Source organism: Marinobacter sp. (genome assembly GCF_040882185.1).
Classification (GTDB): Bacteria; Pseudomonadota; Gammaproteobacteria; order Pseudomonadales; family Oleiphilaceae; genus Marinobacter.
In genome coordinates this window covers 32,835-58,207 of record NZ_JBBEBW010000017.1, presented here as the reverse complement: position 1 = coordinate 58,207, position 25,373 = coordinate 32,835, and the positions used below count along the sequence as shown (strand labels likewise).

The 25,373-nt window shown below is 54.3% G+C and carries 15 protein-coding genes; 4 read left to right on the top strand and 11 right to left on the bottom strand.

From position 1 onward, the window contains the following. Positions 1–47 precede the first annotated feature (47 nt). Complete coding sequence (locus WEB64_RS09835; protein WP_368058851.1) at positions 48–1,199, top strand: ABC transporter substrate-binding protein; 1,152 nt, start codon at positions 48–50, stop codon at positions 1,197–1,199. 40 nt (positions 1,200–1,239) lie between these two features. After that, positions 1,240–2,277 (top strand): NADP-dependent oxidoreductase, encoded by a 1,038-nt coding sequence (locus WEB64_RS09830; RefSeq protein WP_368058849.1) that lies wholly within the window; start codon positions 1,240–1,242, stop codon positions 2,275–2,277. Between the two features lie 114 nt (positions 2,278–2,391). Here WEB64_RS09830 and WEB64_RS09825 read toward each other — a convergent pair whose 3' ends face one another. After that, on the bottom strand, positions 2,392–3,537 hold the full coding sequence (locus tag WEB64_RS09825) for an acyl-CoA dehydrogenase family protein (protein WP_368058847.1): 1,146 nt from the start codon (positions 3,535–3,537) through the stop codon (positions 2,392–2,394). A 10-nt stretch (positions 3,538–3,547) separates the two neighbouring features. Beyond that, the gene (locus tag WEB64_RS09820) at positions 3,548–4,744 is read right to left on the bottom strand and encodes an acyl-CoA dehydrogenase family protein (RefSeq protein WP_368058845.1); all 1,197 of its coding nucleotides are present in this window, start codon (positions 4,742–4,744) and stop codon (positions 3,548–3,550) included. Positions 4,745–5,246: 502 nt separating this feature from the next. Between WEB64_RS09820 and WEB64_RS09815 the strand changes: the two genes are divergently transcribed. Both WEB64_RS09815 and WEB64_RS09810 read left to right on the top strand, forming a co-directional pair. Beyond that, entirely contained in the window at positions 5,247–6,407 is a 1,161-nt protein-coding gene (locus WEB64_RS09815; protein WP_368058843.1) for a TAXI family TRAP transporter solute-binding subunit, read from the top strand. Positions 6,408–6,504: 97 nt separating this feature from the next. Then, positions 6,505–8,490, top strand: coding sequence for a TRAP transporter permease (locus WEB64_RS09810; RefSeq protein ID WP_368058841.1), 1,986 nt, complete (start codon positions 6,505–6,507; stop codon positions 8,488–8,490). Between the two features lie 150 nt (positions 8,491–8,640). Here WEB64_RS09810 and WEB64_RS09805 read toward each other — a convergent pair whose 3' ends face one another. From WEB64_RS09805 to WEB64_RS09765, 9 genes are all read right to left on the bottom strand, one after another. After that, entirely contained in the window at positions 8,641–9,984 is a 1,344-nt protein-coding gene (locus WEB64_RS09805) for an HlyD family type I secretion periplasmic adaptor subunit (protein WP_368058839.1), read from the bottom strand. A 50-nt stretch (positions 9,985–10,034) separates the two neighbouring features. Beyond that, entirely contained in the window at positions 10,035–19,268 is a 9,234-nt protein-coding gene (locus tag WEB64_RS09800; protein WP_368065586.1) for a calcium-binding protein, read from the bottom strand. Between the two features lie 26 nt (positions 19,269–19,294). Then, a complete protein-coding gene (locus WEB64_RS09795) occupies positions 19,295–20,104 on the bottom strand; it encodes a hypothetical protein (protein WP_368058835.1) in 810 nt (269 codons plus the stop codon). Beyond that, on the bottom strand, positions 20,101–20,703 hold the full coding sequence (locus WEB64_RS09790) for a hypothetical protein (protein ID WP_368058833.1): 603 nt from the start codon (positions 20,701–20,703) through the stop codon (positions 20,101–20,103). The genes WEB64_RS09795 and WEB64_RS09790 overlap by 4 nt, the downstream gene beginning before the upstream one ends. Before the next feature lies 1 nt (position 20,704). Then, positions 20,705–21,016, bottom strand: a complete 312-nt coding sequence (locus tag WEB64_RS09785) for a hypothetical protein (RefSeq protein ID WP_368058831.1) — start codon at positions 21,014–21,016, stop codon at positions 20,705–20,707. Between the two features lie 21 nt (positions 21,017–21,037). Further along, positions 21,038–21,727, bottom strand: coding sequence for a hypothetical protein (locus tag WEB64_RS09780; RefSeq protein ID WP_368058829.1), 690 nt, complete (start codon positions 21,725–21,727; stop codon positions 21,038–21,040). A gap of 35 nt (positions 21,728–21,762) precedes the next feature. Then, the gene (locus tag WEB64_RS09775) at positions 21,763–23,853 is read right to left on the bottom strand and encodes a calcium-binding protein (protein ID WP_368065585.1); all 2,091 of its coding nucleotides are present in this window, start codon (positions 23,851–23,853) and stop codon (positions 21,763–21,765) included. Between the two features lie 108 nt (positions 23,854–23,961). Further along, entirely contained in the window at positions 23,962–24,756 is a 795-nt protein-coding gene (locus WEB64_RS09770; RefSeq protein ID WP_368058825.1) for a hypothetical protein, read from the bottom strand. Beyond that, entirely contained in the window at positions 24,753–25,373 is a 621-nt protein-coding gene (locus tag WEB64_RS09765; RefSeq protein ID WP_368058823.1) for a hypothetical protein, read from the bottom strand. The genes WEB64_RS09770 and WEB64_RS09765 overlap by 4 nt, the downstream gene beginning before the upstream one ends.

The following is a 25,373-nucleotide window of genomic DNA, read 5'->3' as shown; positions in this document are numbered from 1 at the left end:
CACGACACGAACCGATTTACGACATGCAAATAAGCAGGGAGAACACCATGACAATTATAAAAACACTTGGCCGTGCGATTGCCGCGACAACTCTGGGTCTGGGATTATGCGCTACTGCGGCTGCGGATGAAGTCAACATTGGCTTCACCGGGCCGCTGAGTGGTGGCGCTGCGCTATACGGGGAGAACACTCTCTCCGGCCTGCGTATGGCGGCTGAAGAGATCAACGTCGCTGGCGGATTTGAGATAGAGGGTGAACAACACACGGTCAATATTGTTGCGCTGGATGATCGTTACTCCCCGGCCCAGGCGGCCACCAATGCCAAGCGCCTGAAGCAGCAATCCAGTGTGTCAGCGGTGTTTGTGCCTCACTCCGGCGGTGTCTTCGCGCTACAGGACTTCAATGAAAAAGACAATTTTCTCGTCATGGCTTATACCAGCGTGCCCTCAGTCACTGAGCGCGGCAATGAGCTGACCTTGCGGATTCCGCCGACATTTGACGGTTACGTGCGGGCTTTCACCACTTACGCGCAGGAAAATATGGGTGACACCCTGGGTATGGGGGGAGCCACTCACGAGTACGCCAAGATTTGGGCCGACATGGTGGAAAAAGAGTGGACTGATAAAGGCGGTGAAGTGGTGGTGAGCAACCCGATGGATTACAACAAGTCGGCGGACTTCTACACCGGTGTCAGTCGTATCATCGCCTCCACTCCTGAGGTGATGTTTGTGGGCGGCGCCTCCGAGCCCACCGGCCTGGTGGTACGGCAGGCGCGTCAACTGGGCTTTCAGGGTGGTTTCATGCTGATGGATCAGGCCAAACTGGATGAGGTGGCAGAAGTCGCTGGCGGCCTTGATATGATGGAGGGGGCGATCGGGGTGGTGCCACTGTCCGTTTACGACACGGACTCAGCGCGTAATTTTATCAAGCGCTACAAAGCCGAGCACGACAAAATCCCCGGGTCAGAAGCCGCCTATAACTATCTTGCGCTGCATGCCCTGGTGGCCGCGATGGAGCAGGCGGATTCCCTGGAGCCGAAGGCCATCCGTGCGGTCATCAGCGATGCTATCCGTGATATGGACGATGACAAAAACCCGATGGCGGTGAAAGAAATTACCGCCAACGGCGGTTTCGTCACCGAAACCACCCTGGCAGTGGTTGAAGATGGCAAAATCGTTCAGAAAGAAATCAAAAAGTAACGCCTGAAATATCGCTACGAGTAAGGGTGAGGGTAGATCAATGGATATGAATCAACAGTACATTCTGGCCGAACGCCCCAAGGGTATGCCTGACAACACTCACCTGGTGCTTACCGAAGCACCCATGCCGACACCGGGAGACGGCGAGGTTCTGCTGCGAACCATTTACCTGTCGCTAGACCCCTACATGCGGGGCAGAATGAACGCGGGCACCTCCTATGCCCGCAACGTGGATCTGGGTGACGTGATGACCGGGCGCACCGTCAGTGAAGTCATAACCAGTAACAGTTCCACCTGGACCCCCGGTGATATCGTGGTCAGTGATAACGGCTGGCAGCGTTACGCGGTGGCCAGGGCGGACGGATTGGTCAGACTCGATCCAGAAGAGGCACCGATCAGCACCGCCGTCGGTGTTATGGGAATGCCTGGTTTTACGGCGTACGTCGGTCTGCTGGATCTGGCACAACCGAAAGCGGGCGAGACCGTTGTGGTTTCTGCCGCTGCCGGTGCTGTTGGCCAGGTGGTAGGCCAGTTGGCCAAGATGAAAGGCTGCTATGTGGTGGGCGTGGCTGGAGCACCAGACAAATGCGATTACGTGGTCAGGGAATACGGCTTTGACGCTTGCGTTAATTATAAAGACGACGACTTCGAGGCGCAGTTAGCGGCAGCGTGCCCCAACGGTATTGATGTTTACTTCGAAAATGTTGGTGGCCGAGTATTTGATGCGGTTATGGACCTGGTCAACGACTTCGCCCGCATTCCGGTCTGTGGCCGTATTGCCCACTACAACATGACGTCGCTGCCCGAAGGGCGGGACCGGCTGATTCCGTTTATGGGCAAGGTACTGGTTAAGCGCCTGATGTTGCGGGGCTTTATCCAGTCCGATCACCACGACCGGCTACCGGATTTCCGAAAGGACATGAGTCAGTGGATTCAGCAGGGCAAGATCCGTTATCAGGAAGACATTGTCGACGGGTTCGAAAATACCGTCAGCGCCTTTCAGGGCCTGCTGCAAGGGGCCAATCGTGGCAAGTTAGTGGTGCGGGTGGGCGACGATCCGACCTTAAGCGCAGATTAGGCCCAGAGGCGCGGTTCTTTATCCGCACAGCGGAGCTTTATCCCAGTCAGACGAACCAAAAAAAAGGGTGGCACTAAGCCACCCCAAGGTCATCTTCAACGCGGTTCCGTAGTATCAGTCTGCGGTAGCAAGCAGAGCGGCAAACTGTTCCAGATGATAGTCGTCGTCACCCAGTTGATGGTTGATCATGATCAGTCGCTTGGCGTAGTGGGCAAAGCTGTATTCCCAGGTCATGCCGATGCCGCCGTGCATCTGGATGCCGCTTTCGGCAATAAACTGCCCGGCCCGGCCGGTGACGTTTTTGGCGGCAGCCAACACGCGCCGACGCTCATCGCTCTGTTCATTGTCCGCAACGCTCGCCGCCAGAATCGCCATGGAGCGCACCTGTTCAAGATCCGAAGCCATATCCACCATACGATGCTGTAACACCTGGAACTGCCCGATGGGCACGCCAAACTGTTTGCGGGCCTTGAGGTAGTCCAGTGTCATGGCGATCGCTTCTTCCATCACGCCAATGGCTTCTGCGCACAAGGCGGCGATCGCGCGACCGGCCTGATATTCAATGACCTCGCCAGCGTTACCTACCTCACCCAGCAGGGCATCAGCCGAAACCTTGACGTTATTGAGAGTGATATCGCAGCCCTTGAACCCGTCGTTGGTGGGATAGGTGCGACGTTCAACACCCGCACTCGCCGGGTCTATTGCAAACAGGCTCAAGCCGCTGGCGTCCCGGTCATCGCCACTGGTGCGGGCAGAGACGATCAGCAGATCGGCACAATGACCGCCTATGACCACGGCCTTGCGACCGTTCAGGGTGTAGCCATCACCAGAATTTTCGGCGCGGGTCTGAACGTCATTGAGATTATAGAAGCTCTGGGGCTCCTGTAGACCAACCGCCACTTTCAGTTCACCGCTGGCAACGCCAGGCAGCCATTTTTCATGCTGGCTACCGTTGCCCGCCTGGGAAATCAGGCCACCCCCGAGGATGACTGATTGCAGGTAAGGCTCCAGGCAAAGTCCGCGACCCAGCTCGGTCATGACCGATTGCAGCTCGACGCCGGTGCCATCAAAGCCACCCAGTTCTTCGGGGAAGGGCACGGCGGTCAGGCCCAGTTCACTGAGATGCTGCCAGAATTCGGCGCTGTAGCCCAGGTCTGTTTCGCTGTATTCCAGGCGCTTTTCAAAGCTGTATTCGCCCCGTACCAAGCGAGCCACGGTGTCCTGCAGCATCTGCTGCTCTTCCGTTAAATTGAAATCCATGGTCGCCTCCTTAAAGCCCGAGAATCATTTTGGTGACGATGTTCTTCTGGATCTCGTTAGACCCGCCGAAGATCGACAGCTTGCGGTTGTTAAAGTACTGGGCCGTCATCGGTGCGGCGTCAGGATCGGACAGGAATTCCCCGTCGTAATCAAGATCCAGTTCTTCCTCGACAAACGGCAGTGCATAGGGGCCGATGGCCCGGCGAGCGAGGTCGTTAATGGACTGGCGAATCTCGGTGCCCCGCACTTTCAGCATCGAACTTTCGGCGCCGGGCATACCGCCACCTTCCACGGCCGCGATGATGCGCAGATTGCTGATGCTGGCGGCCATCAGATCAATATCGACCTTGGCAATGCGCTGGCTGAAGGTTGGGTCTTGCAACAATGGTTTACCATTTTTCAACTGTCGGCTGGCCAGTCGCTTGAGATGGGCCAGGGCCGCTTTGGACAGACCAATACCGGCCAGGCCGGTGCGCTCGTAAGTCAGCAGGTACTTGGCGTAAGTCCAGCCTTTATCTTCTTCGCCGACCAGGTTTGCCACCGGAACTTTTACGTTCTCGAAGAACACTTCGTTAACTTCGTGTTCGCCGTCCAGAGTAATAATCGGACGTACGGAAATGCCCGGCGTGTCCATATCGATTAACAGAAAGGAGATACCCTCCTGCTTTTTGACTTCGGTATTGGTCCGCACCAGACAGAAAATCATGTTGGCGTGCTGGCCCAGAGTGGTCCAGGCTTTCTGGCCGTTGACAATGTAGTGGTCGCCCTCGCGCACTGCTCGGGTATTCAGCGAGGCCAGATCGGAACCGGCGCCGGGCTCGGAGTAACCCTGGCACCACCAGTCCTCCCCCGTCAGGATACGCGGCAGATACTGTTGCTTCTGCTGTTCATTACCGAACTTGATGATCACCGGCGCAACCATGTTGACGCCAAAGGGAATGGAGCGGGGGACACCGTAGCGGCAGGACTCTTCATCCCATATATGCTTCTGGACCGGGCTCCACTCGACGCCGCCGTATTCTTTTGGCCAATGGGTGGCATACCAGCCCTGAGCATTGAGGATGCCTTGCCAGCGTAGATGGTCTTCTTTGGATAAGCGTCGGAAACCCTTCACTTTCGCAGCGATATCGGCCGGCAGTTCCTGATCCAGAAAAGCGCGGACTTCGTCCCGGAAAGCAAGCTCTTCCGGCGTGTAGTTTAAGTTCATTGGCTAACCTCTCGGTTCGTTCTAGCGAAAACATATACCGCATAGCAGAATAGAGTAAGAATGAATGATCCGACCTTTTCTGTCAATTCTCTGAATTCTGGGAAAACCTGTCATGTATACGTGGTTTGGCAGAATTTAGTTTTGTAGGGTTGTTGTGAGATCAGACATTGTTTATATTCGAATTTACAAAAATGAGTATTGCATTGCGGAACTAAAAAATAATTTAGTACCGCAGTGCGAAACTAGAACCGGCTAATTAAGTCGAATGACGGTTCTGCATTTTTGTAGTGTCATCCAGTGTCTGGAGGTCGGGCTTTTTGCTGGCTTTAATCAGTAAAAACGTCCGGGCTTGTTTTTACAAGAGTGTAAGTTTGTAAGAGACAACGCCACAGGTTGACTATACTGATCTTGCTCTGATCAAACGTTTTGATCCGACCGTTGCCTTGCGTGTCACTATCGATGCCAAGTTTCGTGACCGGATAACCACACAGGACAAAGTACGATGCATAAAATCAACAAAAGCCTGCTCGTCGGTGTATTAAGTGCTGCACCGCTGTTCGCCCACAGTGCCGAGAACGTCGAACTGCCAGGTACCCTCGCGATGACCGCGTACGGAACCGGGTCGGCGGGTTATACCCAGATGGTGTCCATCGGCAACCTGCTCCAAAACGAATACGGCACCTCGGTGCGCATCCTGCCCGGTGAAAATGATGTCTCCCGCATGACGCCGTTGCGGATGGGACGGGTACCTCTTTGTGCCTGCGGTATCGCCAGCTACTACGGTGCGGAAGGTGTATTGCTCTTCGCCGATCCCGACTGGGGACCGCAACCCATTCGCCTGATCAGCACATCGACGGCAAGTTTCGGCCTCGGCGTCGCCGTTGCCGGTGATATCGACGTCAAAACACCGGCGGATCTGAAAGGCAAGCGCATAGCTTACATCCGCGGTGATGATGCCTTGAACGTGGGTACCGAAGCCTTCCTGGCGTTCGGCGGACTCACTTGGGACGACGTTGAACGGGTGGAATTTCCAGGCTACGGCCGGTCTTTTGAAGGCATCGTGGCCGACCAGGCCGATGCTGCGTTCACCATGAGTGTTGCTCCCCCTGCCCAGCAATTGGCCGCCAGCCCACGAGGCATCGTCTGGCCGGAACTGGACCCCGACAATAAAGAAGGTTGGGAGCGCCTCCAGACCGTAGCACCGTATTTTCAGCCTCACGAAGCGACGGCTGCTGCCGGTGACAACTACGGTAAAGACAGCCCGTGGATCGGCGCCAGCTATCCGTATCCTATCTTGGTGGGCAATGAGGATCTGGACGATAAGACCGCCAGCAGCCTCATCCGTGTGCTGATTGAGGATCATGACAAGTACAAGGACGCCGCACCCGGTAATGCTGGGTACTCACTGGAAAACCAGAACATGAAGTGGGTAATTCCCTATCATGATGCGGTTGTCGAGTACTACAAGGAAATCGGCCACTGGACCGATGACATGCAGGCTCATCAGGATGAATTGGTTAAACGTCAGGAAATCCTGCAAACCACCTGGAAAACATACATGGACTCCAACCCGCCGGAAGCCGGAGACGAGTTCCGCAGCGGTTGGATGGAAGCCCGTGCCAAAGCACTTGAAGCCGAAGGCATGAAGCCGGTTTTCCGTTAAAACCTGACCCGTGGCGCCGGGGTGTTGATGCAGCGATTGCAACAATGCCCCGGCGTTTTTCGTTTTTATTCATTAACGCACCGGAGCCTCTGATCACATGAGCTTGCCACAGGAACAACCTGTTAATCCGGGTGAAATATCCGGCATCCGTAAGTTAGAGGGGTTCTGGCTGTGGGTGCCCAGAGTGGCTACCCTGGCACTGACCCTACTGGCAATCGATTACCTGTTTAACTTTGGTTTCTTCACCATCGTGACGGCGGTGGAGAGCCAGTTTTTCTATACCGTGGTGGCGCTGATGTTGCCACTGGTTTTTGTGCTTTGGCCTGCCTTTAACAAAGCTCCCCGCAATAGGGTGCCCTGGTACGACGTCATACTGTTTTTGTTTGCCGTCTCTGTGTGCGGGTTCTTCGTGTTTAATGCCGAGCGTATTCTCGACAGCGGTTGGGAATACGACGCCCCCTATTTTGCTATTGTCATGAGCTTCCTGTTTTGGGGCGTAGTACTTGAAACAGCGCGCCGTGCCGGTGGCTGGCCGATCGGTATCATTGTAGCGGTCGCAAGCATATATCCGATTTTCGCGGGTGTAATGCCGGGCCCGATTCAGGGATTCCCATCGTCACCTGCCCAGACTGCCATTTATCACGCTATGAGTCGTGAAAGCGTCATGGGTATTCCATTGCAGGCATTTGCCAATCTGGTCATCGGCTTTTTGCTGTTTGGTGTGGCTTTGCAACAGACCGGTGGCGGCAAGTTCTTTATCAATCTGGCCTTTGCCCTGCTGGGCCATGTCCGGGGAGGACCGGCCAAGGTGGCGGTATTCTCCAGCGGCCTGATGGGGTCCATGAGCGGCAGCGTTATTACTAACGTGCTTACTACCGGCGTGTTGTCCATCCCGGCCATGCGGCGGGTCGGCTTCGGGCGTTCCTATGCAGCCGGTGTTGAAGCCTGTGCGTCTACTGGTGGCGTGCTGATGCCGCCAGTCATGGGTGCGACGGCGTTTATCATGGCCAGCTTTCTGAATATTTCATACGGTACGATTGCCCTGGCGGCGGTGGTTCCCTCGTTCCTGTACTTTATGGGGCTGTTTATCCAGATTGACGCCTACGCTGCGCGCCACGAGCTCAAAGGCCTGCCAGCGGACGAACTTCCATCCCTGCGCCAGACCATGAAAGAAGGCTGGTACTTCATTTTTGTGTTCGTGCTGCTGATCTGGCTATTGTTCTTCCTGCGTCGGGAGGCGATTGCGCCGTTCTATGCCACTGCGTTGCTGCTGGTGATCAATCAGGTGCTGCCATACCAGCGCTGGGGCTGGAAGGATGTTAAAGACTTCTTCTCCAGCGCTGGTAAGCTTTTTGCGGAGCTGATCGCGATTCTGGCAGGGGTCGGTTTGCTGGTGGGGGCGCTGTCGGTTACCGGTATGTCGGGCACCATCGCCAATGACCTGATTTTCCTCGCCGGGGGCAATACGCTGGTGCTGCTGTTTATGGGGGCGGCGACCAGTTTCATCCTGGGGATTGGTATGACCGTTACGGCGGCTTATATCTTCCTGGCGGTGGCCCTTGCTCCGGCGCTGATCAACGGCGGAGGAATGGATCCCCTGGCGGTTCACCTGTTCATCCTGTACTGGGGCATGCTGAGTTTCATCACGCCGCCGGTGGCTCTGGGTGCCTTTGCTGCGGCTTCGGTAGCGGGTGCCCGGCCAATGGAGACCGGGTTCCAGGCCATGAAGCTGGGCAGCGTGATCTACTTCATTCCGTTCCTGTTCGTGTTGAATCCGGCGCTGATACTCCAGGGTTCCTGGGATGAAATACTGGTGGTGCTGTCCCAGGCCATTGTAGGTGTCGCGTTGATTGCGGGCGGTATGCAGGGTTATCTGCTGGGCATTGGTAATCTCTCGCTTTACCGGGTGATGCAATGGCCTATACGCCTGGCATTGATTGCCGGCGGTATGCTATTGGCGATCCCCGGCGGTGGTCCGGTGCCGTTCACCAATCTGGAGTTGACGATGATCAGCGCGGTGCTGATTGTGCCCGCTCTGGTGCTGGTGTGGTGGTCTAACCGGGGTGAGAAGCAGGCTGTGTAAACTATACTCTGGCAAGAACGTACTCCACAAAAGCCTGTCTTTACAGTAGGCTTTTGTGAACCTTTGGTTTGCATGGTGGCATATGCCGAGCCTCGGGTTCGACTCCGAGTCAACAACGGAGATTCCCAGAGCACGGCACTTTGCACTGCCTCACCGCTCTTTGCCAGCATAGTCGAGGGTGCGCCTGATCGGTGAGAGCAGGTACTCCATGACGCTGCGTTCGCCGAGCTTGATTTCAGCTACCACCGCCATGCCAGGCCGGAGCTCAAGGCGCTCACCATCCTTCTCAAGATGTTGCTCTACAGGAGTCAGAATGGCTTGGTAGGCACTCTGCATTTGATTGTTAGGCGACGCATTTCCGTCTCCCTCATTCCTATTTGAATCCGGACTGACCAGGCTCACTTTCCCCTCAACCGTGCCAAACCGCTGAAACGGGAATGCCGCGAGCTTAAGCCGCGCTACCTGCCCCGTCTTTACAAAACCCACATCCTGATTTTGGATATAAACCTCAGCCTGCAATGGTTCATCGTTCGGTGTGATAGTCATCAGCACCGTGCCTGATGGCACCACATAACCTTTGGTGTGCGTCGCTAAATTCTTGATAACACCAGCTCTCGGAGCAACCAGCGCCAACAACTGATTCCGATATTCACGGGCCTCAAGTTCTGCTTGCAGCTTTGCCTCACGGTCTTGCAATTCGTTGCGCTCGCGCAGAAGCCGCTGGCGGTACTCTGAGCCAATACGTTCGAGGCGAGCCCGGATCTCCCCTAGTTGCCCCTCCAATGCTACGATGTGCTCATGCTGAAGCTCCAGATCCCGTTCAGTTTCAATGCGCTCCCTTCGGCGATCCAGAACGTCGAGTGCCGCTATGGCACCGTTTTCTGCTAATTCTGTATAAGCGGCTTCGCTGCGGCGAAATATAGGAAGTATGTCCTGTAGTTTTTCCCAAACCTCCCCAGCTCCGGCCAACTCTGCCTCAGTTCGGTTAAAAGCCGCCCTCTGTTCAGTCACTGCATCGCGATTAGCTTCACGATTTGCCATAAGTTGCTCGCGAACTTGGTCAAAGAGAACTGGGTCGTCCTCTGACTCCAACAAGAGTTCTTCGCCTCGAAGCTCTGCCTGCACTCGCCGCAGTTGGAGATTTACTACTGCAATTTCTCGAATCATCTCCCCAGTTTCAACTTTGGATATTCGGGCGTCCATCTGCATGAGTTCCTGACCGGACTCTACGCGCTCACCCTCTCTTACCAAGATGTCAGCAACACGCCCACCCTCAAAGGGCTGAACAATCTGCACCCGGTTTCTGGGCACAAGCGTACCCTCTGCGCGAGCGACAATATCCAAGCGACCAAAAAACGCCCAAAGTAGTAGCCCTAAGAGCAGAAGCAACAAAGTCGCCAACATAGCCCGGGGCAACGGTGACGGTGGCTCCCGCCAGACTGAAAGCAGCTTTGGCGAAAAATCGTGGGTGTTCTTGTTGTCATTCTTTTTCATTATCTGCTTTTCTATAAAAGAGTCGGCAGAGCCGACTCTTTTATTCACCATTAAGCTATTGTCAGGGACTGCGGCTTTTCACCCAATTCAGGGTCCGTCAGCGCACCGATCAACCCGGAGGCCGAAGGATCACCAATGGTGCCGCTGGCTCCAAAATGGTGTGCAATGTTGCCTCCCAGTGCCGCGTCGGAGTCATTCTCAAGGTGACTCGCGAGCAACCCATCGGTTACAGCCCATCTGTCTAGGCCAGACGCTTCAAATGTTTCAGCCAACTGATTGAAGTCAAAGTGCTGGACCCGGCCACTGTGAAGTGGGTCAGACGAATCGGCGTCAAAGTCTTCCGATGCCTCCATAATCAACTGCAGGGTTACCTGTGGAGTATTTTCTACGGCGGACTCATCCCAACCTTCAAAAGTGACAGAGCTTTCTTCACTGGCTTTGCTACCACGTCCGGGATGACCTGGGTCGTCGCCAAACTCGAGTGTCAGATCTCCGTTTTCGCGGGTCAGCGTCAGATCTGCCAAACGGAATTCGCCTCCCACAGACAAGGTATAGCTGGATGCATCATTCGCCATGATCCGGTCCGCACCACCGCCAACATTGTAGAGCACAACATCGCTGCCACCGCCGACCGTGATCGTGTCCGCCCCGGCACCACCCGCGAGGAGATCGTTTCCATGCCCCCCCAAAAGAAGGTCGTCCCCCTCGCCGCCAAGCAGCAGATCGTTCTGACAGCCGCCGTCCAGGACGTCGTTGCCGGAACCACCGGCGAGCATATCAAAGCCCATGCCCCCAACGAGCGTGTCTCGGCCGCTGCCACCGTAGAGACGATCATTACCGGCTTGGCCGTAAAGGCGATCCTTGCCGTCCTCGCCGTAGATAGTATCTCGGCCGCCGCCAGCCAAGGCCTGGTCGTGGCCGCGGCCAAGGTGGAAAGTGTCATCTTCCTGTCCGGTACCGAAGCTATCACTACGGCGAGAGCCTGCAACAGCCTGTTCCGAAGCCTGGAGCTCCGCCAGCGTGGCAGAGCTGCCGTCGGCGAACTCGATTGAGCTTACGGGCGCTGTACCGTCCGCATCCAGCGCAAAGTCTATGCCTTGATCGGCCAGTTCGTTGCCGTTGGTGTCCAGAAGGCGCAGGTGCACGGTGGTGGTGTCGTCTGCCGTGCTGCTACGGGCCACGAGATTGGCAGCTGTAAGGACGCCGCCAAAGCGGAGCTTATTGGTCCCGGCTGTGTCCTCAATAAGGTTCAGGCCATCACCTAACTGGTAGAGGTATGTGTCGTCACCATCGCCACCTCGAAGAAGATCTGCGCCGCCGCCGCCACTGAGCACGTCATTGTCACCACCGCCCTCTAACACGTTGTTGCCAACATTGCCCTGAAGGCGATTGGCCGTCTCCGTGCCGATACCAGTGAGGTTCTCCTCTCCGGTCAGGGTCAGGTTCTCCAACTGGCTTCCAAGGCTATAATTCACGGCGCTTTCGACCGTGTCGGAGCCACCGCCGGCAGCCTCCACAAGTGTATCCGCGAGAGAGTCCACCACGTAGGTATCGTCGCCTGCGCCGCCCACCAGCCGGTTGCTTCCGCCGCCGCCATCGAGCCGATTGGCCGCTGCATTGCCGTAGATAAAGTTGCTACCTGCACTACCGGTGCCGTCGATAGCCGCGCCTCCAGTCAGCCGCAGCTCTTCCACATGCTCGGGCATAACGAATGTGGCGGTACTGTAGACCAAGTCGTAGCCGCCGTCGGCCTGTTCGGTGACGTCATCCGTGTACCAGCGCACTTCGGGCTCGGCGCTGTCAACGGCCAAGCTGCCGTCATGAGTATTGGTACCGAAGTCACCAAATGTGCTGCAGCCATATGTCTCAATATCACAGTCGGGCTCACCGTCACGGGCCACTGAGCCACCGTTGCCTTTCCTTCCCTTAGGCTGGCCAGCATTAACACCGCCCTTACTGCCGGGGTTGCCCGGAGAAGTGCCCGGGCCGTCGTTCCAATTGGTGTCATGGCCAGGAGGCGGTGCGTCTTCACCATTGCCAACACCTTCGTTGCCCTTACCACGTGAGGGCGGGCAATCGGTACCGCCGTGATCATCATCGTCGCCACCGGAGCCATCGTCATCACCGCCACCATCATCCGGCGTTTCAATAATTTCGCTGTAGCCCTCCACGTAGTAAACGTCATTGCCCTGGCCGCCAGCCATGGTGTCCAACCCGATGCCTCCGTCGAGCGAATCGTTGCCGGCGCCACCGATTAATGCATCTTCGCCAGCGCCACCATACAACTGATCATTGCCGTTGCCGCCATCAAGCGTGTCTACCCCATTACCACCATAAAGGCGGTCATTGTTGCTGTTAGCCAGTAAATCCCCACCGTAATAAGAGTCGCCGCCATAATACGAAGACCCTCCGTAGCCATAATCGATTGCTGCCAGGCCGTCATCACCGCCGTAGAGGTAATCGTCGCCCTCGTCACCATAGAGCGTATCGTCGCCTGAGCCACCATCTAGGTAGTCGTTACCGTCGCCGCCGCTGAGCAGGTCATCGTTTGGAGTAATTTGGCTGGTGGAACCACCGTAGCCGTAGGAGCCGCCATAGCCGTAGTAACCACCATAAGGATTACTGCTATTTATGACTGCGTCATCGCCGCCGTAGAGGTAATCGTCACCGTTGCCGCCGACCAATGAGTCGTTGCCGCCAGCTCCGTCGATATCGTCTTCGCCGGCTTCACCCTGGAGCGTGTTCGCGTAGTCATTACCAACCAGGGTGTTGTTGAGCGCGTTGCCAGCGCCGGACGTAGTAGATTCACCTGTAAGCACAAGGTTTTCCACGTTCTCGCTAAGATTGTGACTGACACTGCTCTCAACGGTGTCCACACCCCCATCAGCCTGCTCCACTGACTGATCAGCGCCCGAGTCTACAATGTAGATATCGTCGCCAGCGCCCCCTGCCATGATGTCGCCGCCAAAACCACCATCCAGATAGTCGTCGCCGCTACCGCCATTCAGTCGGTTGGACGCCGCGTTACCAAACAGGCGATTGTCCAGCCCGTTGCCAGTTCCCTCGGTGGCGTCGCTGCCGGTCAGGAAGAGGTCTTCCACATTGTCTGAAAGGGTGTGCGTGACGGTGCTCTCGACCACGTCAAAGCCTTCTCCTGCGGCCTCAACGATTTCATCATCGGCATCGTCCACAATGTAGATATCGGAGCCACTTCCACCCGCCATGTTGTCAGCACCCTGACCACCATTGAGGTAGTCGCTGCCGTCACCCCCGAGAAGCGTGTCGGATCCAGCCTGACCAAGAAGGCTGTCGCCACCAGCACCGCCTTCTATGACGTCGTCACCGTCGCCGCCGTGAAGTGTATCGCTGCCCGCCTCGCCGAAGAGCCGATTGGCTCCAGCATTACCCTGAACGAAGTTGTTACCCGCGTTGCCTCGACCTACTTCGGCCGGGCCATCCGTAAGAATGAGGCGCTCCACATTCTCTGCCAAGGTGTGATCGACAAAGGCCTCGACGGTGTCTGTACCCCCAAACGCACCCTCCACGACAGTATCCCGATCACTGTCAATGATGTAGGTGTCATTGCCGAGACCGCCTTCAAGCACGTCCGCACCCTCGGCCCCGTAAAGGGTATTAGCGCCGCTGCTGCCGACAATATAATTGTTCAGGCTGTTTCCAGTGCCATCCACACGACCGCCAGTGAGCACCAGGTTCTCTACATTGTCATCCAAGGTGTAGGAATCGGCAGATTGAACGGTATCAGTGCCCTCGACGACGGCTTCCAGCACTGTGTCATCGACATCCACCAGGTAGATGTCATCCCCCTCACCACCACTTAACCGGTCGGCTCCTCCACCTCCCGACAGCACGTCATTGCCACCACCACCAATGAGATTGTCATCGCCGTCACGGCCTTCCAGGCGATTGTCCAGAGCGTTGCCCTGAATCGTGTTGTCAGTGCTGTTACCCGTGCCATTGAGAGCCTGGCCGCCGACCAGTTGCAGCTCCTCGACTTCCGCACCGAGCGTGTACGACACCGAACTCTGCACGGTGTCGTATCCGTCACTGGTATTCTCAATAGTCTGGTCACTAGCGTTATCGACAATGTAGGCATCATTCCCATCGCCGCCATACATCGTGTCGGCACCAGTCCCTCCATCGAGAGTATCGGCCCCTACGCCTCCCTTAAGCGTGTCGCTACCAGCACCACCCTCAAGCAGATCGTCTCCGACTCCACCGTCGATCACATCGTTGCCAGCGCGGCCCTGCAAATAGTTACCAGCGTCGTTGCCGGTAAGCGCATTGTTTAACGCATTGCCGATACCCTGGGTTGCGCTCCCTGCCAGGGTCAGATCTTCCACGTTGTCGCCAAGCGTGAGGTCGATACCCGAGATAATGTGATCACGACCTTCGTCCTCCATCTCCATTACCTGGTCGCCAGCACTGTCCACCAGATATTCGTCATCGCCAAGCCCGCCTTCCATCGAGTCTGCGCCGACGCCCCCGTCCAGCACGTCATCGCCGTCAAGGCCAATAATTCTGTCATCCCCGACAAGGCCCTGAAGCCGGTCTGTTGCATTGGTACCACGAAGAACATCGTCACCGTCGGTGCCGCTAAAATCAAAGCCCAAATTAATAAATTGCTCGTAGTTAAGCACCGTCCCGTCAGCAAACTCAAATCGATCAATGCCCGTGCTTTCATAGGGTTTGAGCGGATCAAAGCCCTGTATATGAACAGCATCATCACTGCCGTCGAGGGAGATTTTCAACGAGCCAATACCCAGATTTATCCCGCTGAGCTGGATGCCACCACCGAAACGAAGAACGTTGGAGCCGATGTCGAGAATGCTGATGTTGCCATCGCCATAGCCGAAGCTGTAGGCATCAAAACTGTCACCACCAGACAACAGGTCGTTGCCAGCGCCGCCGGAGAGAAAATCAAATCCGGCTCCGCCCACCAGGGTATCGTTTCCATCGCCACCAAATAGCTGGTCAGTACCATCGCCACCGGCGAGGTAATCGTCGCCTTCATCGCCGAAAAGCCGGTCGTCGTCGGCACCGCCAGAGAGATAGTCATCACCGGTGCCACCACCAATCAGGTCATTACCAGCACCGCCAACAAGCGTGTCATCGCCGCTATAGCCTAGCAACTGATCGTTGCCAGAGCCGCCATCCAGATAGTCGTTGCCATGAAAGGTGGCGTTCACCCAGCTTGCATCGCCGTATAGAAGGTCGTCGCCATCGCCGCCAAACAGATTGTCAGCACCACCGGCGCCGACCAGGTTGTCATCCCCGGTTCCGCCTTCCAGGTAATCGTTACCGTGAAACTCGCCCGCGACGCTCTGCGCATCGCCGTTCAGGCCGTCATTGCCAGCGCCACCGATCAGGGTGTCGTTGCCACCATGGCCAATCAGCGTATCATTGCCCTCGGCGCCGTCCAGATAGTCGTTTTGGTGGTCTGCTCCCTCCAGATCCGACGAATCGCCCAAGAGGGAATCGTTGCCCGCTCCACCAAACAGGGAATCCATGCCGCCGCTGCCGACCAGCACATCGTCGCCTTTACCACCGTCCAGAATATCATCACCGTGATACTGGGCGTCCAGATCGACGACGTCTCCAAAAAGCCGATCGTTGCCTTCGCCGCCAACCAGAACATCTGAACCGCCACTGCCGATCAGTTGATCGTTGCCTTCGCCGCCATCCAGAAAATCGTCGCTGTGCGCCTCGGCGGGGGTGCCACCACCGTCGCCATCAAGGGTGTCGTCACCCACATCACCGGATAAGCGATCACTACCGCCGCCACCAATGAGGGTATCGTTACCGGCACCGCCCTCAAGCCGGTCATCTCCCTGAAATTCTGGAGCAACACCGCCGCTGTCACCGAGAAGTGTGTCGTTGCCTTCACCACCTCGCAGGGTGTCGTTTCCACCGCTACCAAACAGCGTGTCATCGCCAGCATTGCCATCCAGCACATCATCCCCGTGATACTCACCGGTAATACTGCTGACATCACCGTCCAGGATATCGTCACCATCACCACCGCGAAGTCGGTCGTCTCCACCGGCCCCGGTAATCTCATCGTCGCCCGCACCACCGTAGATATGGTCATCGCTGTGCAGTTCCGGGTCCATATTGCTCGCTTCACCAGCCAACTGGTCATTCCCGGAGCCACCGAAGATCAGATCAGCGCCGGTGCCCCCAACAACGACATCATCGCCAGCTTCGCCATTGAGGATATCGTTTCCGTCATTGCTGTCGCCGCTACCGCCGAATATTTGGTCGTCGTCAGCGCCCCCGAAAATTACGTCGGAACCGCCCCCGCCAAACAGGATGTCATCACCTTTGCCACCGTCTATGAAATCATTGCCATGTTCGCTGGTGGCAATTCGCCCGTTATCGCCATTCAGGGTGTCGTTGCCTTCGCCTCCAATTAAGGTGTCATTGCCTCGGCCGCCAAACGCAACATCGTCGCCGCGTTCTGCATACACCACGTCATCGCCACCATGCGCACTGATGTAATCATTGCCCGCACCTGCATAGATGAGGTCGTCTCCGGGCGCAGATGCAGGCCTGGAGAGACTGTTGGTGATCGATGCAGAGTATGTTTTACCTTCACCCGAGTCAGTCACGTTCAGGGATGCTTGCCAATCAACTCCTGAAACATCCCACTGTTCGTAGGCTGTAATATCGTCATCACTATTGCCTTCCGGCGTATAACGGGTCCGCGGTATATAATCCCGATCCCCGAAGATGAAATCGTCTCCGGCTCCGGCAACCAAAGTGTCATCAGCACTCCCACCAGAGAGCACATCGTTGCCAATTCCCCCCACCAAAAGGTCGTCGCCTTCCATTCCAGCAAGAAAGTCACCGCGCTCACCACTGCCACTGGCGGCATTACCATCGAGGATTGCTTGCTCCAGCGGCACCTCGGTGTCGCCGTATAGCCGATCATTTCCGGGGTTTCCAGTTACGTCTGCAACAAGCACATCCGAGCCTGCTCCCCCCTCAAGGAGATCATCACCCGGACCCGCTGCAAGGCTGTCGTCGCCGTCACCGCCCAACAGATGGTCGTCGCCACCGGCTAGAGCAATCAGGATGTCATCACCACCTCCCCCTTCAACCGTCTCGTTGCCGGCGCCGTCGAAAAGAACGTCGCTCTGGCCTGGAGCATTTTTCAGTGGTGTCTCAAATACGCGATTTCCAAAAGCGTCATAGTCGTATTGAAAACCCGGTTCGCCTGCATCGGTGTCGGCCCACACATAATCGCCGACAATCTGTTGATCACCACCGGTCTCATTATCTGCAAGTTCGTCCGCCTCCAGAGTAATCGTGATCGACATCGGGTCAGTCTCCGCATCGCCGTCCTCGTTCTGATAAATCGCTTGCAGGTTCAGATCCGCACTGGCGTCAATATCGCCATCACTGACCAGAGAGAAGTCGAGAGCCTGCTGGCCTTCCTCAAGTGTCAGAGTGATGTCACCCTTCGCAAACTGCAGAACTTCGCCGCCAGAACGCACGATGACCGTATCCGCTCCCGAGCCGTCCAACGAAAGAACAATGCGGCCACCCGCTTCGGCGGGGTGGTTGAGTTCCAGTTGAAATCTCTGCGCGCCACCCTCGGCAAGTGTTGTTGAGCCGGTACCATCAGTATTAGTCAGGGTAATGTTGCGTTCAGGATTGAGCTCAATCCCCAGGTCACCGTTGCGGAAATCGCGGATCGTGATTTTGTCGCCGGTCTCAAATCCCGGGCCTGTTATTTCAAGGGTCCCTCCATCCAGAGAGCCGTCCACGAGGGTGTAGACGGTTTCGCCGTCGGCGCTTTCCCAGACGGTATGGCCATCCTGCTGTGCGCCGGTTTCGTTCGTACCTTCCAGCGCTGTTTCCCCATCAATTAGGATTTTGCCTTTGCCGTCGATATCGAAAATGGTGTCGGCGCCGTCACCTGCGCTGAAGTGGTACTCGTCTACGCCCATACCACCAAGTAGTTCATCGTTCTCTGTGCCGCCAATGAGAATATCGTCGCCGTGGCGTCCCTCAAGCCGATCCTTACCCTGACTGCCTTCGAGGTAATCGTCTTCGCGACCGCCAACTAAGGTGTCATGGCCATCTCCGCCATAGAGTCTGTCTGAGCCAGCGCCACCTTCGAGCAGTTCACCACGGTCTGTACCAAAGATAACCTGGTCATTTAGCCCGGGAAATGAAGGGTTGCCTCCTGCCGAAATCCGTGACTCAAAGTCTTGATAGAGCGTATCGTAATCTTCAAGCCGAAAAGCAAAAAACGTATTAATGTAGTCGGCCCGGTCGCGTAGATACTCGTCTGTGTAATTCTCGACATTCAGTTCAGGATCATCGTATATCGGAAGGTCATTGTTAACGGCAAAGAAGTGGCCGTTGACCAATGCATAGAGGGTTGCTGGATCGGTTTTGGCTCGCTCCGCCAGCACCGCAGGATCAACATCACCAAGAAATTCTTCTTGTAACTCCGCTACAGTTAGATTTTCATCACCAACGGCGGCGATAATAGCTTGAATGTTTTCCTGGTAATAACGAGGAATGGCATCATCTCGAAAGAGTTCATTAGCGGTTTGGCGCAAGGTTTCAGAGGCAAACGAGCTACCTGATAGTTGTTGAACCAGATATTCGCCAAACGACTCCTCCCAAGAGTCCGGCACAATATACGAAATCCCTTTTCCGGCAAGCCAAGCAACACCACTCACAGCACCCAGCACCACAATAGCACTACCTAGGCTGGTAATTGCACCAGCTGTCGCTGCCACAGCTACAGTGCCTGCAATAGCGCCTGACACACCCTCTAACAGGGTGGTGGCAGATTTTTTTGTTTCTCCCTCTTGAATAAGATTTTCGAACTGAATGGCATTGAATGCGACGCCAGCTGGCTGTGCAATGCGACCCATATTTTGCAAAACCAATGAAAGTCTTTCAGTGTTTTTAACAGCCCCTGCAACCTGATCTAGCTCTTCGTCGGCTGCCTCAACAGCCTGTGACCAGAAGGTCTTCATTTGCTCAAATCCAGCCTCGAGCGCCTGTTGTCCTTCCAGAGATCTGGGCCTTGATAGCCATAGTGCCTCAAGCCGTTCGGCGAGACTTAAATTCCCGAATGCTCCCGATTGCACCTCAAGAGCTTGTTCAAATTTTGTTTGAAACTCTTTGAGGCTCAAATCAGTATTTTTCAGCGATTCAATTCCAGTGAGTATCGCACCAGCCAATTCTTCAAGATCGAGTGATTCGTTATTCTCATCTTGTTGGTTATCTGTACCAGCCATAGTAGAAATCTCCGTATAATATTTATTTAAAGCCTTTTAGATCGGCGGTATAATTCCTGTACAAAACTCCACGCCAATGAACAAAATAACGTAAGTGCAAGCCACCAAAATATATGAAAACTAGCAAGCTTAAGGCTGGTTGAATGGACAATCTCGGATTTTCCAACATCAAAATACCCGGCCCAGAAAAAAAGAGCATATATCGGATAAATACAAAGGAGAAAACAACCAATACAACCTATGCGTAGACGCACCTTACTAATTGTACGCCAGACTGCCGGATGCTGGTTGGCTATCTTATATATGAATGCAACCACTCCGAAAAAATGAATTACACTCAGCTGTGCTTTGGAAGCATCAAGAGACATTTGCCTTAACTCTAAAGGCAAGCCAGAAATAGAAGGTATAACTTTCTCCATGCCCATAAAAAATACTCGAACCACCCCAAGATCAGCTATCCAGTCCCATGGAAAGTAGGCGGTGGTGAGAACGAACAATGCCAATGCGACATAAAATTCCCAACGCATCATAAAGTACAACGGCATATTGCGATTAAGTTCATCCAGTGTCATATTCTTTGCGTAATCAGGTAAATGATATGATCGACGACCTCGTTTCTTCACGAAATTATCCCACCTACTATCAAAATTATTATTCTTCGACTGAATTCCTGCCCTCTCAGAGTGGCGATAAAACCCGCTGTCTTTAACTGTCGGACCACTTTGGATTTCGGATGCTAGCGCGTCTTTACCACTAGTACTTTTGATAACGGACTTGGATTTCTGTTTAGGGTTCGGACTGGAGCGTTGCAAACTTTTGCTATCAGTCGGTTTCATTGCTCACCCTCTAAATTCTTTGATTCAATTTTAAGCCGGTATAGTTCTAGTGCTTTCTCAGCTTTTCCTTCGGGTGTTTTCAGGTAAGCTTCTTCCTTTAACTTTTGAGACTTTGCTACGAATGGCTTGAACGGCCGCCCCGGAATTATTCTGTAGCGGTCAGCCAATGTATCAATTTTCGAGTACTCACCGAAGTTCAGAGCCTTTTCCGCTTGTGCAATGATATTAGGGCGTTGGTTTTCAAACTCGTTAATACGATTCTGCAATTCCCATTCGCAGACCAAGCCAATTGCAACCAGGGCTGCGATAATTACTCCGACCATCAAATGATGATCATATAGCGGCACGCGGGTCTTAACGTGAAGTCGGCGACGGACGGGCGACGGTGAAAAAGCGGTCAATAAGGCCGCCAGCATGGCACTGAACCAAAAGCTGTTGAGCACGGCGCCCACTGCGATAGCAGCAAAAAATGCCGCCACATACCAAGGAAGCATACGCCAGATAAGGGCGCGCACTTCGCCCGGGCGGCGAACAATCTTGGGACCACGCGCGCTCCAGGTTTCTTCGTCTTCCGGTGTTCTCGGGTCATTGAGATTCATCCTAGTCACTGACCTCATTTTGATGGGTTAAATGCTTATCAATTACAAGCCCTCTTGGTACCAAATGCGTAATAAACACAGGTGTCATCTTGCCTCGAAGCTTATTCACCGTCTGCGCGAACTGTTCGGCAGTTGCCGCATCCAATGCACTTGTAGCTTCGTCAAAAATCAGAATCTGTGGACGCTTAAGCAAAGCCCTCGCAATGGCCAAAAGCGCGACGTAAAAGCCCTTGCAGTCATCGTTTGTTATCAATTGATCTAATCTGTTGTACTGTTCAGTCGTAATCGTCAATCTTTTGTCATTGAGGGCCATCTCTTAACTCTCCTTGTATATTCAGTCGCAGCGCTCAAATAATGGTTGCACGACCCGCTGGTGAATTCGGTCAATTGCATCCAGCTTGTCAAAAGGATTTCCGAAAATTGTGTATTTCAAGGTCAGTTTGTTGCAGGTTTTGGTCCAGACGTAGCAGATAGAATGTTCTGGAAAATCATTTGAATTCGGATCTTCCATTGAACAGCTAATCTGGAGGGGATTTCCCTCTTGCTTCGAGTAGTATCTTCTCGAATCGTCCCCAATTTTCCGAACAAGGAAACGTTCATCGTCGACAAAACTTTCTACCTGGCCATGTTCTGCTGCAAGTTCGGTCTTCACTCTGAGTTGAGCATCAAAATCTGACGGGCTTATTTGAACTTTCACTTCGCTTCGTACACCGTAGAGTTGATTGAGTTTATTGCTGATCTCGCTCCCCTCGGGAAGGTTAATGTAAAGCGATTCTCTGGCCCTCCCATAGCTGGGAACGAGGGGGTAACCAATGCTGCCTGAAATCTGATACATCATGGCATAACAACTTCGTTTCTCGTCGTAGAAGGTGTTCTCGATTTCCCCCAAGAATGGAAAGCCATCTTCATACAGACACTGCACCACACGCTGAGCCTTCTTAGAACCACCGCTAGCCTCAACATTGTCATGTTCGTTCTTCACTGCCAACAGGGCCACAATCACCGCCACTAGTGCGGCAAGCACTATAGAGACTCGCTTAGTTCTTGCTTTTACTGTGATCAGGCATGCTCCGTACTCGCGCTTTCAGCGCTCGCCGAATGCCGATGACTCTCGACCAGACGCCGCCAGTATGGAAACACATAGACATGGGTGCCAAACGCGTCGTAGTCATACTGAAAACCCAGTTCATCAGCATCGGTGTCTTCCCACACAGAGTCGCCGGTGACCTGCAGACCAGCACCTGTCTCATTATCTGCAAGTTCGTCCGCTTCCAGAGTAATCATGGTCGACATCGGGTCAGTCTCCGCGTCGCCGTCCTCGTTCTGGTAAATGGCTTGCAGGTTCAGATCCGCACTGGCGTCAATATCGCCATCACTGACCAGAGAGAAGTCGAGAGCCTGCTGGCCTTCCTCAAGTGTCAGAGTGATGTCACCCTTCGCAAACTGCAGAACTTCGCCGCCAGAACGCACGATGACCGTATCCGCTCCCGAGCCGTCCAACGAAAGAACAATGCGGCCACCCGCTTCGGCGGGGTGGTTGAGTTCCAGTTGAAATCTCTGCGCGCCACCCTCGGCAAGTGTTGTTGAGCCGGTACCATCAGTATTAGTCAGGGTAATGTTGCGTTCAGGATTGAGCTCAATCCCCAGGTCACCGTTGCGGAAATCGCGGATCGTGATTTTGTCGCCGGTCTCAAATCCCGGGCCTGTTATTTCAAGGGTCCCTCCATCCAGAGAGCCGTCCACGAGGGTGTAGACGGTTTCGCCGTTGGCGCTTTCCCAAACGGTATTTCCGCCATCACGAGCGGCAACCTCATTTGTGCCAACAAGCACCGTGTCGTCGCCGATCAGAATACGGCCAAGGCCGTCACTGTCGTAGAGAGTGTCCGAGCCGTCGCCCGGCTGGAAGCGGTATTCATCGAATCCGGTGCCGCCGCTAAGTTGGTCATCGTCTTTACCGCCAACCAGGATATCCTCTCCGGCACCACCAATAAGAGTATCGATGCCTTCGTTACCTTCGAGGTAATCTGCTTCGCCCAACCCGACCAGTATATCTTTGCCATCACCGCCATATAGTCTGTCCGAACCGAGATCCGCACCTTCAATTTTATCCCCTTGGTCAGTACCAAAAACAACCTGGTCTTTTAATAAACGAAACGAAGGATCGGCACCTGCCGTGATTCCTGACTGCAGATCCCGATATACCGTATCCCCTTCTTCAAGCCCAAAGGCAAAGACACTGGAGACATATTCGGCGCGATCGCGCAGGTACTCGCTGGTAAAATTCGCAACGTCCAAGGCGCGGTTGTCATATACGGATAAATCATTCGAAATTGCGAAGAAGTGGCCACGATCCAGCGCATAGCGAACGGCCGGATCGGTTTTAGCGCGCTCAGTGAGGGTCGCTGGATTGATATCACCCAAGAACTCAGTTTGGAGATCTGATGGCTCTAGCCCCGAGTCTTTAACTTCCGTAAAAATGGCTTGTACATTCTCTTCTAAATATCTGGGAATGGCCTCATTGCGGAAATTTTGGTTTATTCTTTGACGCAACAGATCGCGGTTAAAATTTTCAACCAGAAACTCGCCAACGGCGGTTTTCCACGCGTCTGGAACCCGTTGCGATACGACGTATTGAATACCTAAGGCAGCGCTACCTATCGCTGCTATGGTTAGTGCGGCAGCCCCAAGTGTGAGAGCCCCTGGGGCAGCAAGCAATATCAAACTACCAGCGACTGCTGTGGAGGTGGCTTCTAGCAGGAGCGAGCCAGCTTCCTTTGACTCACCTGCTTGGACATGGCTGTCAAGTGCAACCGTATCCACGGCTAAACTAATAGATCCAGTGGCTCCGCTCAATTTACCTAGCGTGTTCAAAGCCCGACTCAGCAACTTGGTGTTAGTTATCTCTTGGCCTGATGCTGCTAACTCAGCCTCAGCTATTTCTAACGACTCAGCCCAGTAGGTTTTTATGGTGCCGAAGCTTGCCTTTAAAGCTTGCTGAGCCTCAACTGAATTGGGTCTCGCGAATGCGGCGAGCTCTAACCGCTGGGCCCGCGTAAGATTATTCAGAGCGTTAGTTTGATCGTCGAGTGCGTCCAGGTATTGTGTTTGAAATTCCTCAATACTGAGATCCGCTTTGGTCAGCGAGCTCAACCCAGTCAGCAGTGCTGACGAATAGTCCTCAATATCGAGTATTGGCTGATCATTGTTCTCTTGATTTGTTGAATCGCTCATTCCCTAAACCTCCTTAATTCCTTTGCATTAATGCTGTTTAGCTTGTCGGATTACTTCCTGCAGTCCGCTCCACGCCATCGCCAGAACGACAGTCAAAAGCAACCAGAAAGCGGTGTGGCTTGCTGCAACCTGAAGAAGATTTGCATGCCAGCCCTCATCAAGAGTGCTGTTGAAATGGCCAGCCCAGAAGAAAATTACGTATACAAAGACGATGCCCGCCATGGACATACCAATCGAAATAGCTGCAAACCGGGTCTTACTGGCCACGCGCCACACAGCAGGTTGCTGAGTCAGCAATTTAAAGGTTGACGCAACAGCACAGCAAAAATGGATAAAACTAAGCTGAGTTTTAGACGCATCCAGCGGTAAATGACGTGCCTCCTTTGAGAGGCCACTGATGGACGGCACGACCTGTTCCATCGCTGTCACAAAAATTCTGGTGATGCCCCAGTCAGCCAACCATTGCCATGGGAAATATGCCGTGAAAAACACGAACGTCGCCGAAATGAAATAAAACTCCCAGCGCATCAAAAAGTAGAGCGGGAAAGACCGATTCATTTCATCAAGAGTCATTTCACGAGCATGTTCCGGTAATGAGAGCCCTTTCTGACGCTGCTTTCGAATCTCTCTGTTCCGTAGCTGCAGTGTTTTCAGCTTCTGTGCATGAGTTCGTGAGGTTTTATCATGCGCTTCTCGCAAATTTTCGAGATACTCAGGCGATGCTAAGCGCTCGTCACTACCCGGAGCGCTAGTCAACTCATTTTTCTTGTCCGGGCTCGCCCCGCCGGCCGCTCCGGACGTATCTTTATCGTCGGTATTCATCGCTCACCTGCGGAATCTGCGCCAGCCTCAGCCTCTCGTCGCGAATCCCGCTGACGTCGGTACTGATCCAAGAAAACTTCGGTAAATGCTTCGAGACGTTCTTTTTCTTCTTTCTGTTTCGCTTGCGCTTTAGACGCAATTGCCTCAAGCGGTTGACCAGGTACCACGTCAAATCGCTTTGCTAGTGCATAGACTGCTTGATAATCACTTCTCTCCACCGCCTTTTCTGCTCGGGTAACAATCTGTTCTCGTTGTTGATAGAAGTCATTTATGCGGCTCATTACCTCTAGCTGACAGATTGCAGCGAGCACCACGATCACCAAAATGCCAAGCCCCAAAATCTGCAGGCGCCCATTAAGCTGGCACCCGCTATCGAATCGAAGCCAACGGCGAACTGGCGACAGGAATATTACGGTCAGAAACAGCGCAAACGTCGCGCTCAACCAAAAGCTGTAAATGATCGAGCCTGCAGCTATCGCGGCAGAAAAAGCAGTGGCGCACCAACGCAGCATGCGCCAGAGCAGAGCACGAACCTCGCCGGAGCGGTATACAATAGTGGCGCCACGGCGCTTCCAGGTCTCTTTCTCTTCAGGCGTTCTCGGATCCAGTATCTTCAT